This window comes from Allobosea robiniae, from assembly GCF_900102525.1.
GTDB classification, from domain to species: Bacteria; Pseudomonadota; Alphaproteobacteria; order Rhizobiales; family Beijerinckiaceae; genus Allobosea; species Allobosea robiniae.
Map to the genome: position 1 here is coordinate 807458 of NZ_FNBZ01000001.1, position 14837 is coordinate 822294.

Genomic DNA, 14837 nt, shown 5'->3' on the forward strand with positions numbered 1-14837 from the left:
CATTTGAGCGTTTGGAATGACGCGATTTTTCGAGATCCCGGTCTAGGTTGTTCTCGCGGCGCAAGAGAGGCGTCGACGATGGAGACCGACATGGCCTACCTGCTGCGCAAGATCGCGATCATCGGCCTGATCGCCGTGAACTCGCCCGTGCATAGCGGCAAGCCGGCCGACGCCGCATTGCCGCAGGCCATGTGGCAGGCGGCCGAAACGGTCCGGACCGAGACGCGCACGGTCGCAGGCAGCCTGACCGCCGCGCGCGAAGCGGCCGAGATCCTCGCGGGAATGGACCCGGCCCTCCGCGAGCGCATCCTGCATGCCGCGGCGACGACGGTGATCGGGAAGCAGGCGCCGCAGCGCTGAGCGCTTGACGCTCCCCCGCAATCGCGGGAAGACGCCGGTCATGACGACAAGCCTCGACGACATCGTCGCGAATTTCGAACTGCTCGACGAGTGGGACGATCGCTATCGCTATCTCATCGAACTCGGCAAGGGCCTGGAGCCCCTGCCCGAGGAGGCGCATGTCGACGCCAACAAGGTGCGCGGCTGCGCGAGCCAGGTCTGGCTCGTTGCCCATCGCGATGGCGGCAGCGGCCCGCAGACGCGGCTTCGCTTCGTCGGCGACAGCGACGCCCATATCGTGCGCGGGCTCGTCGCGCTGGCGCTGGCGATCTTCTCCGGGCGGGAAGCGGCGGAGATCCTCGCGACCGACGCCTTCGCCATCTATGAGCGCCTTGGCCTTGCCGCCCATCTCACGCCGCAGCGCTCGAACGGCGTGCGCGCCATGATCGACCGGATCAAGCGCGACGCCCAGGCTGCCGCCGCAACCTGAGCCGCTTCAGCCGGCGGCCGGGAATTCGCTCGGCCGGGCATCGGCTGCCTGCCAACTGCGCACCCCGCTCTGCCGTGTGCGGCGGTCCAAGCCGTAATGCGTCGCCAAGGTCGCCAGCGCGACACGCAGCACGACCTTTGCCGAGCGCGGCGGCCAGCGGCGCTCCTTCTCGACGAGATCGAGCCCCTTGAGAAAGCCGCAGATATCGATCGCGAGGCCTGACAGCTCCGGCCCCAGCCGGTCACAGGCGAGCCTGACGCGCTGACGCGCGGCGAGCGCCGTGTCGGACGAGCCGGCGACGTCGCGCGGGCCCGCCCCCGCCTGCTCCGGGGTGAGCGCCGCATCCCAGTTCATCGTCACGCGCGGCAGCATCCCGGCCAGGGTGATATCGGCGCGGAAGCGCTCGCCGGCCGCGAATTCCTCGTCGCCGATCTGGGGCCTGCCGTCCTTGCCCGGACGGCGATAGAGCCAGAGCAGTGGACTTTCGCGATCGTCCATCGCGGGAGCAGGCGGCTCGCCCGGCTGGGGTCGGGCCTTTTCCACGGCCGGCGCGTCCGGCACCGATGGAGCGAGGCCGAGGCGGGCCGCTTTGGCATCTTTCGACCAGGCGACGAGCCCCTCCCCCGCCAAGGCCTGCACGGTTTCCGACGCGACATAGCCGGCACCCAGGCTTGTGCCGTTCACCGTCCGGTAGAGCGCGATGCGCCCACATCCCAGCGGGGAAACCAGGCCGTAGCATCCGGGCGCGGCGAGATGCTTCAGGAGTCGGCCGCGTTCCTTGCGTTCGATTTCAGCGCTCATCGGCGGGCCTCCGCCGGTTGGTCGACCAGCCTCGTCATCGTGGCCAGAAGTGCGGCTTCCAGGGCGGTCAACCCGAACTCCAGCCCCGGGTCGTCGCGGCGATCCTCGATCAGGGCACAGGCATGGCGAACGGTGGTTCGGTCCCGGCCGAAGCAGATGCCGACACGGGTGAGGCTCAGGCCAAAGGCGACATGGGCGAGATACATCGCCGTCTGGCGAGCCACCGCAATCGACTTCCGGCCTCGATGCGCGGCCCGCAGGCCGGCCAGCGGAATCCGGGTCGCGGCTGCGATGGCCACTTCCGCCAGGCGCGCAACGGCGCTGGCACGCAGGGCAGTTTGGGATTGGTCGCGCTCTTTGTTCATGATATGTTCCTATTCAGAGTCAGCCGCCCCTCCCCGCGAGGCGTGACCGACATAGGATTATATTCTTATATTCCGACTGGCAACCCCGGAGCCGGCTTTATCCCCGCCCCTCCCGACGAGACGCATGAAAAAAGCCGCCGAGATCATCGGCGGCTTTTTCCGGGGTCGGTGTAGCCAGAGCATCTTCTTCCCGCAAACCGAAGTTCACGTCGCTCGAAAATGCTCTATCGCACGCGGCTCAGCGGCGCTTGCGGCGCTGCTGGCCGAGGCCCATCTTCTTCGCAAGCTGCGAGCGCGCCTCGGCATAGTTCGGCGCGACCATCGGATAGTCCGGCGGCAAGCCCCACTTCTCGCGGTACTGCTCGGGCGACATGTTGTACTGCGTACGCAGATGCCGCTTCAGCGACTTGAACTTCTTCCCGTCTTCCAAGCAGATCAGGTAATCGGCCGTGATCGACTTCTTCACGGGGATGGCGGGCTTGGGAGCCTCGGCCTGCACCACAGGCGCGGCGCCACCAATGACCCGGCTCAGCGCCGAATGCACTTCGCTGATCAGTGCCGGCAAATCCGAGGCAGGCACGGAATTGTTGGAGACATAGGCGGAAACGATATCCGCCGTCAGCTCAATGAAGTCCGCTCCGTCGTTCTCGGCCATGGCGATGTTTCTCCTTATCGTTCTTGCTGGCGTTATGCGCTGACCGTCCACCGCCTTGCGCCCGATAGCCTGATGAATATTACCAATAGTGGGTCAAGCACCATCGGCCCAGAATCAGACAACGCGGACTGATCGAGATATGCGTTTATTCCATGCTGTTTAGTTACGCAAGTCAGCAAATTCCAACAATTAATGTATTGAAACGTCAATATTTCGCCATCCGGATGCTGCGTTGCACTGAATGCGAAAATCAAAGCCGCAGATGGCCTCGATGTCTTGCAAGCTGATCCCGCCGCCTCTACGTGTCAGCGCCCCAGATCGGAGATCGTCATGCGCCTGGATCAGGATCGCCACTCCCCAAGCGCCGCGCCACGCAGGTCCCGCCGGATACCCCCGCCGCCGCGCGCCGAGATCCGGACCGCGGAAACGCAGGTCCACGGCGTCACCTTGCGCGACGACTATGGCTGGCTGCGCGCGGGCAACTGGAAGGATGTGCTGCGGGAACCCGACGTCCTGCCGGCCGATATCCGCAGCTATCTCGAAGCCGAGAACACTTTTTGCAAGGCCTTGATGGCGCCAACGCGCGCACTGCAGAAGGAACTGGTCAAGGAGATGCGCGGCCGGATCAAGGAGGACGATGCGAGCGTCCCGCAGCCGGACGGGCCGTTCCTATACTATTCTCGCTACCGCAAGGGAGCCGAGCATCCGTTGATCTGCCGCAAACCGCGCAGCATGGCGGGAAAGACCGGCCGGGCGGGCGAGCAGATCATGCTCGATGCCGATGCCCTTGCTGAAGACAAGGATTTCTTCGATCTCGGCGACGCCGCACATAGCCCGGATCATCGCCTGCTCGCCTGGAGCGCCGACGAGGCCGGCTCGGAACTGCATACGATCCACGTCAAGGATCTGGAGAGCGGGGACGATCTGCCGGACCTCGTCAAGGATACGACCGGCGAGATCATCTGGGCCAGCGATTCCCGCTCGTTCTTCTATGTCGCGCTCGATGACGATCACCGCCCGTCGCGGGTGAAGCGCCACCGGCTCGGCGAGCCGGCCGAGCTGGACGCGTTGCTGCATGACGAAGCGGATGCCGGCATGTTCGTCGATATCGACAAGACCCAATCCGGGCGTTTCCTGCTGATCACGGTTGGCGATCACGAGACCTCGGAGACGCGCATCCTCGACCTGGACCGGCCGGAGGCGAAGCCCGTCCTCGTCGCGGAGCGCGAGCCGGGGCGCCAGTACAGCCTGGAGCACCACGGCGACGTCTTCGCGATCCTGACCAATGCCCGTGGCGCCGAGGACTTCAAGATCGTCACGGCCCCCGTCGACGCGCCCGCTCCAGCGAACTGGCGCGACCTGATCGCGCACAAGCCGGGCCGTCTCATCCTCGATCATGTCTGCCTGAAGGGGCGGCTGATCCGGCTGGAGCGCGAGGACGGACTGCCGCGCATCGTCATCCGCGATTTCGCCGATGGTACAGAGCGCAGCATCGCCTTCGACGAGGAAGCCTATGGGCTGGGCATGGATGCGGGCTACGAGTTCGAGACCGATACGCTGCGCTTCATCTATGCCTCGATGGCGCGGCCGGCCGAAACCTATGACTACGACCTTGCCACCGGCGCGCGGACCTTGCTGAAGCGGCAGGAGGTGCCGTCAGGCCATGATCCGGACCGCTATAAGGTGCGCCGGATCTTCGCCACCGCCTCGGACGGCGCGCGCGTGCCGATCTCGATCCTGCACCGGGCCGATCTTAAGCTCGACGGCAGCGCCCCCTGCCTGCTCTACGGCTACGGTTCCTACGGCTCGGCGATGTCGGCCTCGTTCCGGACGCGGCCGCTCAGCCTGGTCGATCGCGGCTTCGTCTATGCGATTGCGCATGTGCGGGGCGGCACCGACAAGGGCTGGCGCTGGTATCTCGACGGCAAGCGCGAGAACAAGCGCAACACCTTCACCGATTTCATCGCCGCCGCCGGGGCGCTGGCCGATGCCGGTTTCACCCAGCGCGGCCGCATCGTCGCCGAAGGCGGCAGCGCCGGCGGGATGCTGATGGGCGCGGTCGCCAACATGGCCCCCGAACTCTTCGCCGGCATCGTCGCGGAGGTGCCCTTCGTCGATGTGCTCAACACGATTCTGGACGACACCCTGCCGCTGACGCCGCCGGAATGGCCGGAATGGGGCGACCCGATCCGCGACGTGAAGGCCTTCGAGACCATCCGCAGCTATTCGCCTTATGACAATGTCACGGCACAGGCCTATCCGCCGATCCTCGCCATGGCCGGGCTGACCGATCCGCGGGTGACCTATTGGGAGCCGGCGAAATGGGTTGCGCGCCTGCGCGCCACCATGACCGGCGGTGGGCCGGTCCTGCTGCACACCAACATGGAAGCCGGCCATGCCGGGTCGGCCGGGCGCTTCGACTCGCTGAAGGAGACCGCCCTGGCCTATGCCTTCGCCATCCATACGGTGGGCGAAGGCTGGGACGCGGCAAAGGGCGTCTGATCAGACGCCCAGCCGGCTCTTCTCGCTGGCGAGATAGACCTTCAGCTCGTCCATCGAGGCGAAGCTGTATTCGCCATCGGGGGTCCGTGCCCGGATCGAGCCATCGGCGAAGATGGTGAAATGCGCATCGCCGACCTGATAGGCGCCGACGATACCCTCGTCGGAGGCCGGACGGCTGTCGGTCGCGGCCGGAGCCGCCTCGGCCTGCGGCTCGGCCGCCTTGACGGGCTCGGACGCCGATTCCGGCTCGACGTTCCCCGCGTCGGATTCGTCATCCTGAAGCGGCGGATCGACGGCATCGGAAACAGCCTCGGTTTCGGCATCGTCAGCCGCAGGCTCGGCCGGTGCATCGAAGGCGTGAGGCTCCGTCCGCGGCGGCCAGAGCGGAGCCCCCGTTTCGGTGGGCACCTCTTCGGCGGCGGCGGGAGACGTATCGAGCCAGGGCTCCCGGCGCGGCGAAGCGCGGTCCATCCAGGTCTCTGCCTCGGCGAAGGGGTCGGGCTCCTGCGAGAAGGACGGCTCGACCCGCCCGGTTGCGGGCTCCGGCTCGTTCAGGTGGCCCGCCAGGCTCTCGCGCAGGGCGCTGAACTCGTCACGCTCGGCTTCATCGCCGGCTGCCGCGATGGCCCCCCCCGCCTCGGCAGGATCCGCCGCGGGCTCATCGGCCGGCGGCTCGACCGAAGGCCGGTCGCCGAAGGGAACCGGCGCGTCATGCACGGCGAAGGCTTCCTCATCGGCTAACGGCTGGGCATCGGCCGCAGCGGGCTCTGCCAGCTCATGCTCTTCCGCTTCAAAGGCGACCGGCTGAGGAGATGCGGTCGGCAGCGCCTCCTCGAACATGTCGGGCAGCGGCTCGGCTTCCTCAGCCTGGGTCTGTGCCGATTCAGATGCCGCCTCGGGCTCGCTCTCCGCAGCCGGTTCCGGCTCCTGCAAGTCATGCGCGACGGGCGCGCCGAACAGGTCCCGGTCCCCGGATGAAGCAGGCACCTCGGCGGGAGCCGATGCGTTTTCGTCTTCGGGCCCGGTCAGGGCCTGCGCCACGGCGCTCGTCGCCGCAGCACCGGCGACCGCGCCGATCGCAGCCGGGGCGACGGAGCGCGCGAATGCGGTGGCGTCGTCGCGCGGGAGCGACACGGGCGGGGCTTCCACCGCCGAGGCCGCAGGTGACGGCATGGCGGAACGAAGCTCGATCGCCTCGACCAACGCGCGCCGGGTCGCCCTGACTTCCCTGAGGATCCAGGCGAGCGAGAGCATGATCAGGCCAGCGCTGCTCGCGATCGAGCCCATGATGACTTCGGTGAAGCCGCGTTCCAGCACCAGATAGGGCCAGCCGTCATAGATGGCATAGGCGCCACCACCGAACAGGAGCAGACCCAGAATGGTAAAAATCGCGATCAAATCGATATCCTTGGCAGGGCCGGACCAGAGCCGGCCTTTGCGTCACTATCTAACGTATTGAATAAGAGAGAGTTTCCAATCCGGACCGCTTAGAGGGAGAAATCTGGCGCGAATGTGGCGGCCTGTCGAGAAGACATATGCTTTTCGCGATGGCAGCGGTTGTCGACCGGCGCGGAGGCGCTTAACTATCGCAGGGAATGACAGGGCCTCCGCGGCTCCGCCTGTCCCGTACAGGCCATTCTCATTTCAAGCGATTTCACAGCCCAAGGAGAGGCCTCATGTCCTTTACCCTTCCCGATCTTCCCTACGCCCATGATGCGCTCCAGCCCTTCATGTCGAAGGAGACGCTCGAGTACCATCACGACAAGCACCACCTCGCCTATGTGACCAACGGCAACAATGCCATCAAGGGCACCGAGTTCGAGGGCAAGTCGCTGGAGGAGATCGTCAAGGGCTCCTATGGCAAGAACCCCGCGATCTTCAACAATGCCGGCCAGCACTACAACCATCTCCATTTCTGGAAGTGGATGAAGCCGAATGGCGGCGGCAAGATCCCGGGCGCGCTGGAGAAGGCGATCGTCGACTCGTTCGGCTCGGTCGACAAGTTCAAGGAAGACTTCGTCGCCGCCGGCGTCGGCCAGTTCGGCTCGGGCTGGGCCTGGCTCGAGGTCAAGGGCGGCAAGCTCGCCGTCAGCAAGACCCCGAACGGCGAGAGCCCGCTCGTCCACGGTGCGACCCCGGTCCTCGGCGTCGACGTCTGGGAGCACTCCTACTACATCGACTACCGCAACCGTCGCCCCGACTATCTCAAGGCCTTCCTGGAGAGCCTGGTGAACTGGGACTACGTCGCCGAGCGCTTCGACGCCGCGAAGTAATTCGGCGGTCTTCCGGATACGAAAACGGGGCCTCGCGGCCCCGTTTTTTTGTTCGCGGATGTCTTCGCGCACGCGCTGCGGCGCGAAGTGCCGCTGCGCAGATGCGAGGCTGCCATCTCAGGCGGCGACGTTGCGCAGGAACTGGTCCACGGTCGAGTCGAGACGCTGGGCCTGGTCGGCGACCTCACCGGCCGCGCCGCGCACCTGCTCGGCCGAGCGCCCGGTCTCCTCGACGCTGTCGGCGAGCACGCTGAGATCGCTCGAGACCGAGAGGGCCGAGGTGCTGGCCATGGCGACGCCGCTGGCGATCTCGCCGGTCGCGATGGCCTGCTGCTCGATCGAGGTCGCGACCGAATTCGCGAATTTCTCGATGGCGTTCATGCGCTCGGCGATGTTCTGGATCGCGCCGACGACCTGTCCGGTCGCCCCCTGGATCGCGGCGACCTGCGCCACGATGCGGTCGGTCGCATCCGCGGTCTGCGCCGCCAGCGACTTGACCTCGGAGGCCACCACGGCAAAGCCGCGGCCCGCCTCGCCGGCACGCGCCGCCTCGATCGTGGCATTGAGAGCGAGCAGGTTGGTCTGGGCAGCGATGTCGCGGATCAGGTTGACCACCTCGCCGATGGCGCGGGCAGTCTCGTCGAGCGCCTGCACGGAGCCTGCGGTATCGCGCGAGACGGAGGCCGCCTCGACGATCTCGGTGCGGACACGGCGCACCTGGAACTCGACCTCGCGGATGGCCGCGCCCATCTCTTCGGCAGCCTGCGCGGCACTCTCGACATTGCCCGAGGCACCATGGGCATTGTCGGCGGCGCGGGCGGCGCGGCCGGACGATTCGGCGGCGACGCGGGCAAGCCCGTCGGAAGCCTCGCGCATCCGCTCGGCATTGCTCTTGAACGCTTCGAGCGCCAGGCCGACCTCGCTGCGGAAAGAGGTGATCGCATGGTCGACGCCCTGCTGGCGCGAGCGCCGTTCGACCTCGGCCACGCTCTGCTGCTGCTCGAGCGTTGCCCGCTCGGCGAGACGAATCTTGAGGACGCCGAGCGCACGCGCGATCGCGCCGATCTCGTCGCGCCGGCCCAGCGCGTCGATCGGCGTCGAGAGATTGCCGTCGGAAATGCTGACGATCGCCTTCGTCATGCTGCGCAGCGGCCGCATCGCCCGCGACAGCGAGAGCCAGAGCAGCGGGCCGAGCACCAGCAGGATCAGCAGGCCGAGCCCGATCGTCACGAATTGCTCCCAGGCGGCACGCGCCACGAGGCGCGTCTTGTCGAAGCGCAAGGCGACATAGCCGATCTGCTTCTGCTGGCTACCGACGCGGACCGCGTGGATCTTCGTCACATAGACATTGTCCTCGATATCGATCTCGTTGCGCGTCTGCAGAGCCTTCCAAGGCTCTTCGCCGATCTGTTCGGCGAGCCAGCGCGGCGTCAGCGACAGCCGCGCTTCGACAGTGCGTCCCGCGGACGCCAGCCCGGCGACATCGTCGGCGACGATGCCGGCATCGAAATCGGGGTCGCGCTGCAACGAGGCGAGAATGGACCCGAGCGTGTTGTTGTCCCGCGACAGGATCAGGGACGGCGCAGCATTGACCACCATCAAGGTCAGCGCCATGACCTTCTGATCGAGATCGGCGCGGGTGCGGGCATCGTTATAGCGGGCGATCGCCAGCACCACGAAGACGATGGCGACAGCGACGATCGCCACGGCTGCGGTTGCGATCTGCCGGCTGAGTGAGCCAAGGGCCTGCCTGCCCGGCTGCGCCGGCTCTCCCGCGCCGGCTGCGCGCCTGAACACCTTCATCGAGCCGACCATCTCCAGAACCGGCGCAAACTGCTGCGAAGAGCGGCGCCTCCAACCCGACGCCACAATGGCCGGTTCCGGTAAACAAATCGCTTGCGGCGCGCCGTCTCGCTATCAGTCCTCCAAGGTGGCGAAGCGGCGCAGCGGCAAGCCGGGCGGCGACACGAAGGCAGCGATGGCGGCGTGCTCGACAGGCCGTGACGCGACCACCGGATCGAGCGTGGCAAGCTCGTCATCGACGAAGCCTGGATGACACATGACGAGATGGCGCGGCCCCGGCTCGATCAGGAAACGGGCCAGATCCGCAGCGAAATCCCGTTGCGGATCGAAGGGCGCCACGCCGGAAAAGCCGCGATTGACGCGCAGACCCCGCTTCAGCGCCGCGCTGCGGAAGCCGGCGGCGAGACCGGCGATGACGAGCGCCTTGCCGACCGCGACGCCGCGCGCGCGAATTGCGGCCAGACGATCCGCCGGATCGCGCACATAGAGCGCCCCCGCCGGATAGCGCCGTGCCAGGGCATCGAGCAGCGCCCGCCGCACGCCAGGCAGAACATGCACATGCTGGTGACCGTCGACGAAATCCGGCCGCCGGCCGAGCGCGTCCTCGAAGGCATCGAGCTGGCACGCGATCTCGGTCGCGATCTCGGCCCGCGCCGCCGGTGACATCGAGGCTGCGCGCGCAACCTCCTTCAGCTTCGGCAGGGCACCGCCAGGCGCCAGCCGTGGCATCGTTGACAGCGGCGCCGCGCAGGTGAGGTTGAGATGCAGGCCGAGATCGGCCTCGCCCGCGAAGACGGCGAGCTCGGGCGCCAGCCGACGCCAATGCGGGCGATTGGTCATCGCCCCGGTCGCGGTGAGCTTACCGCGTTCGAGAAGGTCGAGGATGGCGCGGCTGACGCCGTCCGTCAGGGCGAAATCATCGGCGCACAGGATGAAGCCCTTCGCCATCGCGCGTATCGTCCCTCGTTGACCGGGCTCGCGCTATAGCGCGATGCCTTCCCGATGGGAACGCGCCGCCATAAAGTCGCGCGTTTTACCAGGGCAGTTTTACCGTGCCGGACTTGTCGCCCGGCAAGCTTTGCGGTTCTGTGCGTCGCGCCTCGCCGGAGAGGCGTATGCACCCGCAGTTTGAAAGGTCGTTCGTGACGGATATCGGGTCTCAGCCGGTTCAACGTGCGCCTCGGGCCTCCCGCTGGCCCGAACTCTCGATCGTCGTGCCCGTGCACAACGAGGCCGATAACCTCGCCCTGCTCGTCGAGCGCCTGCGCACGGCGCTCACCGGGGAGGTCGCGTCCTGGGAAATCGTCTTCGTCGACGATGGCAGCCGCGATGAGACCCTTGCCGTGATCCGCGACCTAAATGCGGCCGACCCGCGCATCAGCGCCGTCTCGTTCAGCCGTAATTTCGGCAAGGAGATCGCGATCGCAGCCGGGCTCGACCATGCGCTCGGCGATGCCGTCATCATCATGGACGCCGACCTGCAGCATCCGCCGGAGACCATTCCCGCCTTCCTCGCCAAATGGCGCGAGGGCTATCTCAACGTCTACGGCCAGCGCACCGACCGCGAAGGCGAGACCCGGATGAAGCGCGGCTTCGCCAAGCTGTTCTACCGCATCTTCGGCTATTTCGGCGAAACCCCTCTGCCGGAAGGCGCCGGCGATTTCCGCCTGCTGGACCGCAAGGCCGTCGATGCCCTGCGGGCCCTGCCGGAGCGCGCGCGCTTCTCGAAAGGGCTCTATGCCTGGGTCGGTTTCCGCTCGGCCGGCGTGCCCTTCCATGTCGCCGAGCGCGAGCACGGCCAGTCCAAATTCAAATACCGCAAGCTGTTCTCCTTCGCTTTCGACGGCTTGTCCTCCTTCTCGACCGTACCCCTGAAGATCGCGACCTGGTCAGGCGCGATCATCGCGGTGATCGCAACGCTGTCGGCAGTCTATTTCATGCTGCGGACGCTGCTCTTCGGCACCGACCTGCCCGGCTTCCCCTCGCTGATCGTCTCGATCATGTTCTTCTCGGGCATCCAGCTCGTCTCGCTCGGCATGATCGGGGAATATGTCGGGCGCATCTTCGCGGAGGTGAAGCGCCGGCCGCTCTATCTGATCGGCGAGCGCGTCGGCTTCGACGCCCGCACCGTCGACCACCCGCGCGGCGACGCCCTGCCGCCGCTGATCCGCTAGGCCTTCATGCTCAGAAACATCCTGTCGGTCGGCGGCTACACGCTGATCTCGCGCATCACCGGCTTCGTGCGCGACATCGCGCTCGCGGCCGTGCTGGGCGCGGGCGCGACGATGGACGCCTTTTCCGTCGCGCTGCGGCTGCCCAATCATTTCCGGGCGATCTTCGGCGAAGGCGCCGTCAACCAGGCCTATGTGCCGACCTATGCCCAGATCGCCGAGAAGGAGGGGCCGGAAGCGGCCAGCCTCTTCGCCGACCGGCTCTTCACCGTCCAGTTGATCGTGCAGGTCGTGCTGCTGGCGCTGGCCCTGCCCCTGATGCCCTGGCTGGTGAGGCTGCTGGCACCGGGCTTCAGCGCGGATCCGGCGGTGTTCGAGCTCGCGGTCGCGCTGACCCGGATCACCTTCCCCTATCTGCTGTTCGTGACCATGGTCACGTTCCTCGGCGCGACCCTCAATGCCGTCGAGCGCTATGCCGCCTTCGCCGCTGCGCCGATCCTGCTCAATGTCTTCATCGTCGCCGCGCTGGCCGTCCCCTTCCTGTTTCCGAGCGCGGCCCATGCCGCCGCCTGGGGCGTCGCGATCTCCGGCGTGGCGCAATGGATCGTGCTCTATGTCGCCGCCAGGCGGGCCGGCGTGTCCAGCAAGCTGGTGCGGCCGCGGGCGGATGCCGGGGTCCGGCGCTTCCTCAAGATGTTCGGGCCGGCCGTGATCGGCTCGGCCGGCGTGCAGATTTCGATCTTCGCCGATACGATCATCGCCTCGCTATTGCCGCGCGGCGGCTATGCGGCGCTCTACTATGCCGAGCGGCTCTATCAATTGCCGCTCGGGCTGATCGCCATCGCGGTCGGCACCGTCGCGCTTTCGGCGATGAGCCGTGCCATCGCCAAGGGCGACGATGCGGCCGCCAACCGCGCACAGAACCGCGCCATCGCGATCTCGCTCGTCGCCAGCGCGCCCTTCGTCGCGGCTTTCGTCGCCGTACCGGAATTGATGGTCGCAGGCCTGTTCCAGCGCGGCGCCTTCGATGCGCAGGCGAGCGCGGCGGCGGGTGCCGTGCTCTTCGCCTATGCGCTCGGCCTGCCGGCAATCGTGATGATCCGTGCGCAGGTCTCGGCCTTCCAGGCGCGCGGCGACACGACGACCCCGATGCTGATCGCGCTGGCGGCGATCGCCTGCAACCTCGCGCTGAAGCTCCTGCTCTGGCGCGACTGGGGCGCACCGGGGCTGGCGCACGCGACCGCGGCCGGCGCCTGGGTCAATCTGCTGACGCTGTTCGTGCTGGCAAGGCGGCGTGGCTGGACCGAGCCGGACCGGCGCCTGCCGGGCTTCGCGGCGATCGTCTGCGCTGCGGCGGCGATCTGCGGTCTGCTGGCGTGGTGGGGAAAGCCGCTGGCGCTCCAGCTCACCGCCACCCTGCCCTTCGAGCCGCTGCTGATGACGGTGCTGCTGGTGTCCGGCGTCGCGGCAATTGTCTACGCCGTGCTTGCCGGCGGGTTGCTGAAGGCGACGGGCCTGCTCAGGCTGCTGCGCTGATCAGGCGAGGAAGCGCTGCGCCCCGCCGAGCAACGCGGCAGCTTCCGCCACCATGCGCTCGACGATCTCACCGGCGCTCGGGATATCCGTGATCAACCCGGCAGCCTCGCCGAAGATGACGGCGGCCTTGTCGGGATCGCCGGCCATGAAGGCCTCGCGATAAGCGGGCCCCTCGGTGGCGATGGCGTCCTTGAGCACGGCGTCGCGGCCGGCCCAGTTGGCGATGAAGGCGTTGGCGGAGACGCGGATGTCGAAGGGCTTCGGCCAATCAAGCTGACGGGCGATGTCCGGCAATGAGGAGCGCACCGTCTGGTCGCCTGTCGCGGCGATCGCCGCGGCGTGATGGCGCTCATGCACCATCGCTTCGCGGCTCGCCCAGAAGCGCGTGCCGGCGAGCACGCCATCCGCGCCGAGCATCAGCGCAGCGGCGAGCCCTCGCCCGTCGGCGATGCCGCCGGCAGCAACCAGCAGCGTATCGGGGCTTTCACGAGCGATGAGGTCAGCCACCTCGGGCACGAAGGGCAGCGTCGCGCGGCTGGCACCATGCCCGCCTGCTTCGGAACCCTGCGCGACGATGATGGCGGCACCAGCCTCGATCGCCTGCCGGACGTGGGCAAGCGTCTGGCACTGGCAGATCAGGGGCACGCCCGCCGCTGCGATCTCCGCAGAGAAGGGGCGCGGATCGCCGAAGGAGAGCATCAGGGCAGCCGGCTTGTGAGCCAGCGCCTGCGTCAGCAGCTCAGGCTTCCTGGCCATCGACCAGGTGATGAAGCCGCAGCCGACCTGCGTATTGCCGGCGGCAGCGAATTCCTGTGCGATCCAGCCGGCGTCGCCATAGCCCCCGCCAATGAGGCCGAGGCCGCCGGCACGCGTGACCGCCGCGGCGAGCGCCCCGCCGCCTGCCAGCGCCATCGGCGCCGACAGGATGGGGTGGGCGATGCCGAGACGTTCGGTCAGTCGCGTGGCGAGGCGCGCCATGTGTGAGGCCTTTCGGCTCAGGCGGCCTTCGGCTTGCTATGCGCGTAGTCCATGTAGAGCTCGCGGGCGCGGCGGAAGAGCGGGCCCGGCTGGAGCGTGCGGTTGTCGATGCGGGTCACCGGCATGCACTTGGAATAGTTGCCGGACATGAAGATCTCGTCGGCCTGCTCGAAATCCTCGTAGCGCAGGCTGCATTCCTCGACCGGGATGCCGCTCTCGCGCATGAGCTTGATGACGCGCTGGCGGGTGATGCCGTTCAGGAAGGTGCCGTTCGGAACCGGGGTCTTCACGACGCCGTCCTTGGCGAGGAAGATGTTCGAGGTCGCGGTCTCCGCGACATTGCCCTGCATGTCGAGCACCAGCGCGTTGTCGAAGCCGGCGGCCTTCGCCACCTTCAGCACGCGGGCATTGTTCGGGTAGAGGCAGCCGGCCTTGGCGTCGGTCGGGGCGGTCTCGTAGCTCGGGCGGCGGAAGGCGCCCTTGGTCACCGAGAAGCCGGCCGTCGGCTGCGGCATCGCCGCCTCGAACAGGCAGAGCGCGAACTGGGTCGATTCCGGATCGGCCATGATGGTGGACGGGCCATCGGCCTCGCCCCAGTACATCGGCTTGACGTAGATCGCCGTGCCGGGGGCGAATTTCTTGACGCCCTCGAACATCTTGTCGACGATGAAGTCCGCCTCAACGGTCGGCTTCAGGCCGAGCGCGGTGGCCGAGCGGTTCACGCGGGCGGCGTGCAGGTCGATGTCCGGTGCGACGCCGTCGAAATAGCGGCCGCCATCGAAGACCGAGGAAGCCTGCCAGAGCACATGGCTGCGCGGACCGACGATGCCGGGATTGCCCTCATGCCAAGAGCCATCGAACCAGGTCCACGTCTGAGAATACCATGCCATGACGGCGCTCCGTTTTAGCCAGTTTTGCTGTGAC

Annotated in this window: 14 protein-coding genes; 6 read left to right on the forward strand and 8 right to left on the reverse strand. The window is 67.3% G+C overall.

Features of this window, described 5'->3' with window-relative positions; all coding sequences use genetic code 11:
- Positions 1-90 precede the first annotated feature (90 nt).
- Both BLQ70_RS03665 and BLQ70_RS03670 read left to right on the forward strand, forming a co-directional pair.
- On the forward strand, positions 91-360 hold the full coding sequence (locus BLQ70_RS03665; protein WP_139163480.1) for a hypothetical protein: 270 nt from the start codon (positions 91-93) through the stop codon (positions 358-360).
- A 40-nt stretch (positions 361-400) separates the two neighbouring features.
- Positions 401-829 carry a SufE family protein gene (locus tag BLQ70_RS03670; protein WP_061965578.1) on the forward strand — a complete coding sequence of 143 codons (429 nt, stop codon included), beginning with the start codon at positions 401-403 and terminating at the stop codon, positions 827-829.
- Between the two features lie 6 nt (positions 830-835).
- On the opposite strand, the gene BLQ70_RS03675 is transcribed toward BLQ70_RS03670, so the two are convergent.
- The 3 genes from BLQ70_RS03675 to BLQ70_RS03685 form a co-directional block, all read right to left on the reverse strand.
- Positions 836-1630, reverse strand: a complete 795-nt coding sequence (locus tag BLQ70_RS03675; RefSeq protein ID WP_091855840.1) for a DUF6456 domain-containing protein — start codon at positions 1628-1630, stop codon at positions 836-838.
- Positions 1627-1995 carry a helix-turn-helix domain-containing protein gene (locus tag BLQ70_RS03680; RefSeq protein WP_061964723.1) on the reverse strand — a complete coding sequence of 123 codons (369 nt, stop codon included), beginning with the start codon at positions 1993-1995 and terminating at the stop codon, positions 1627-1629. Before BLQ70_RS03680 ends, BLQ70_RS03675 begins: the two co-directional genes overlap by 4 nt.
- 238 nt (positions 1996-2233) lie before the next feature.
- Positions 2234-2650, reverse strand: coding sequence for a Ros/MucR family transcriptional regulator (locus tag BLQ70_RS03685; protein WP_061964725.1), 417 nt, complete (start codon positions 2648-2650; stop codon positions 2234-2236).
- A 330-nt stretch (positions 2651-2980) separates the two neighbouring features.
- On the opposite strand from BLQ70_RS03685, the gene BLQ70_RS03690 reads away from it, so the two are divergent.
- Positions 2981-5152, forward strand: a complete 2172-nt coding sequence (locus BLQ70_RS03690) for a S9 family peptidase (protein WP_091855841.1) — start codon at positions 2981-2983, stop codon at positions 5150-5152.
- Here BLQ70_RS03690 and BLQ70_RS03695 read toward each other — a convergent pair whose 3' ends face one another.
- Positions 5153-6550, reverse strand: coding sequence for a hypothetical protein (locus BLQ70_RS03695; protein WP_091855842.1), 1398 nt, complete (start codon positions 6548-6550; stop codon positions 5153-5155).
- Positions 6551-6828: 278 nt separating this feature from the next.
- On the opposite strand from BLQ70_RS03695, the gene BLQ70_RS03700 reads away from it, so the two are divergent.
- Positions 6829-7425 carry a superoxide dismutase gene (locus BLQ70_RS03700; protein ID WP_091855843.1) on the forward strand — a complete coding sequence of 199 codons (597 nt, stop codon included), beginning with the start codon at positions 6829-6831 and terminating at the stop codon, positions 7423-7425.
- Positions 7426-7542: 117 nt separating this feature from the next.
- Here the strand turns inward: BLQ70_RS03700 and BLQ70_RS03705 are convergent, their stop codons facing one another.
- Both BLQ70_RS03705 and BLQ70_RS03710 read right to left on the reverse strand, forming a co-directional pair.
- Positions 7543-9228 (reverse strand): methyl-accepting chemotaxis protein, encoded by a 1686-nt coding sequence (locus BLQ70_RS03705; RefSeq protein WP_170843296.1) that lies wholly within the window; start codon positions 9226-9228, stop codon positions 7543-7545.
- A 114-nt stretch (positions 9229-9342) separates the two neighbouring features.
- Entirely contained in the window at positions 9343-10176 is an 834-nt protein-coding gene (locus BLQ70_RS03710; RefSeq protein WP_091855845.1) for a ChbG/HpnK family deacetylase, read from the reverse strand.
- Positions 10177-10442: 266 nt separating this feature from the next.
- Here BLQ70_RS03710 and BLQ70_RS03715 point away from each other — a divergent pair, with 266 nt between their 5' ends.
- A complete protein-coding gene (locus tag BLQ70_RS03715) occupies positions 10443-11402 on the forward strand; it encodes a glycosyltransferase family 2 protein (protein ID WP_244511885.1) in 960 nt (319 codons plus the stop codon).
- A 6-nt stretch (positions 11403-11408) separates the two neighbouring features.
- Positions 11409-12935, forward strand: coding sequence for a murein biosynthesis integral membrane protein MurJ (murJ, locus tag BLQ70_RS03720; protein WP_091855847.1), 1527 nt, complete (start codon positions 11409-11411; stop codon positions 12933-12935).
- On the opposite strand, the gene BLQ70_RS03725 is transcribed toward murJ, so the two are convergent.
- On the reverse strand, positions 12936-13913 hold the full coding sequence (locus tag BLQ70_RS03725) for an NAD(P)H-dependent flavin oxidoreductase (protein ID WP_091855848.1): 978 nt from the start codon (positions 13911-13913) through the stop codon (positions 12936-12938).
- Between the two features lie 17 nt (positions 13914-13930).
- The gene (locus tag BLQ70_RS03730; protein ID WP_091855849.1) at positions 13931-14803 is read right to left on the reverse strand and encodes a branched-chain amino acid aminotransferase; all 873 of its coding nucleotides are present in this window, start codon (positions 14801-14803) and stop codon (positions 13931-13933) included.
- Between the last annotated feature and the right edge of the window lie 34 nt (positions 14804-14837).

What these genes read in the sequence shown, in the direction of transcription:
- murJ (WP_091855847.1), top strand. Translation starts at nt 11,409, where the DNA reads ATGCTCAGAAACATCCTGTCGGTCGGCGGCTACACGCTGATCTCGCGC.
- BLQ70_RS03700 (WP_091855843.1), top strand. Translation starts at nt 6,829, where the DNA reads ATGTCCTTTACCCTTCCCGATCTTCCCTACGCCCATGATGCGCTCCAG.
- BLQ70_RS03665 (WP_139163480.1), top strand. Translation starts at nt 91, where the DNA reads ATGGCCTACCTGCTGCGCAAGATCGCGATCATCGGCCTGATCGCCGTG.
- BLQ70_RS03730 (WP_091855849.1), bottom strand. Translation starts at nt 14,803, where the DNA reads ATGGCATGGTATTCTCAGACGTGGACCTGGTTCGATGGCTCTTGGCAT.
- BLQ70_RS03680 (WP_061964723.1), bottom strand. Translation starts at nt 1,995, where the DNA reads ATGAACAAAGAGCGCGACCAATCCCAAACTGCCCTGCGTGCCAGCGCC.
- BLQ70_RS03690 (WP_091855841.1), top strand. Translation starts at nt 2,981, where the DNA reads ATGCGCCTGGATCAGGATCGCCACTCCCCAAGCGCCGCGCCACGCAGG.
- BLQ70_RS03725 (WP_091855848.1), bottom strand. Translation starts at nt 13,913, where the DNA reads ATGGCGCGCCTCGCCACGCGACTGACCGAACGTCTCGGCATCGCCCAC.
- BLQ70_RS03670 (WP_061965578.1), top strand. Translation starts at nt 401, where the DNA reads ATGACGACAAGCCTCGACGACATCGTCGCGAATTTCGAACTGCTCGAC.
- BLQ70_RS03705 (WP_170843296.1), bottom strand. Translation starts at nt 9,228, where the DNA reads ATGAAGGTGTTCAGGCGCGCAGCCGGCGCGGGAGAGCCGGCGCAGCCG.
- BLQ70_RS03675 (WP_091855840.1), bottom strand. Translation starts at nt 1,630, where the DNA reads ATGAGCGCTGAAATCGAACGCAAGGAACGCGGCCGACTCCTGAAGCAT.
- BLQ70_RS03710 (WP_091855845.1), bottom strand. Translation starts at nt 10,176, where the DNA reads ATGGCGAAGGGCTTCATCCTGTGCGCCGATGATTTCGCCCTGACGGAC.
- BLQ70_RS03685 (WP_061964725.1), bottom strand. Translation starts at nt 2,650, where the DNA reads ATGGCCGAGAACGACGGAGCGGACTTCATTGAGCTGACGGCGGATATC.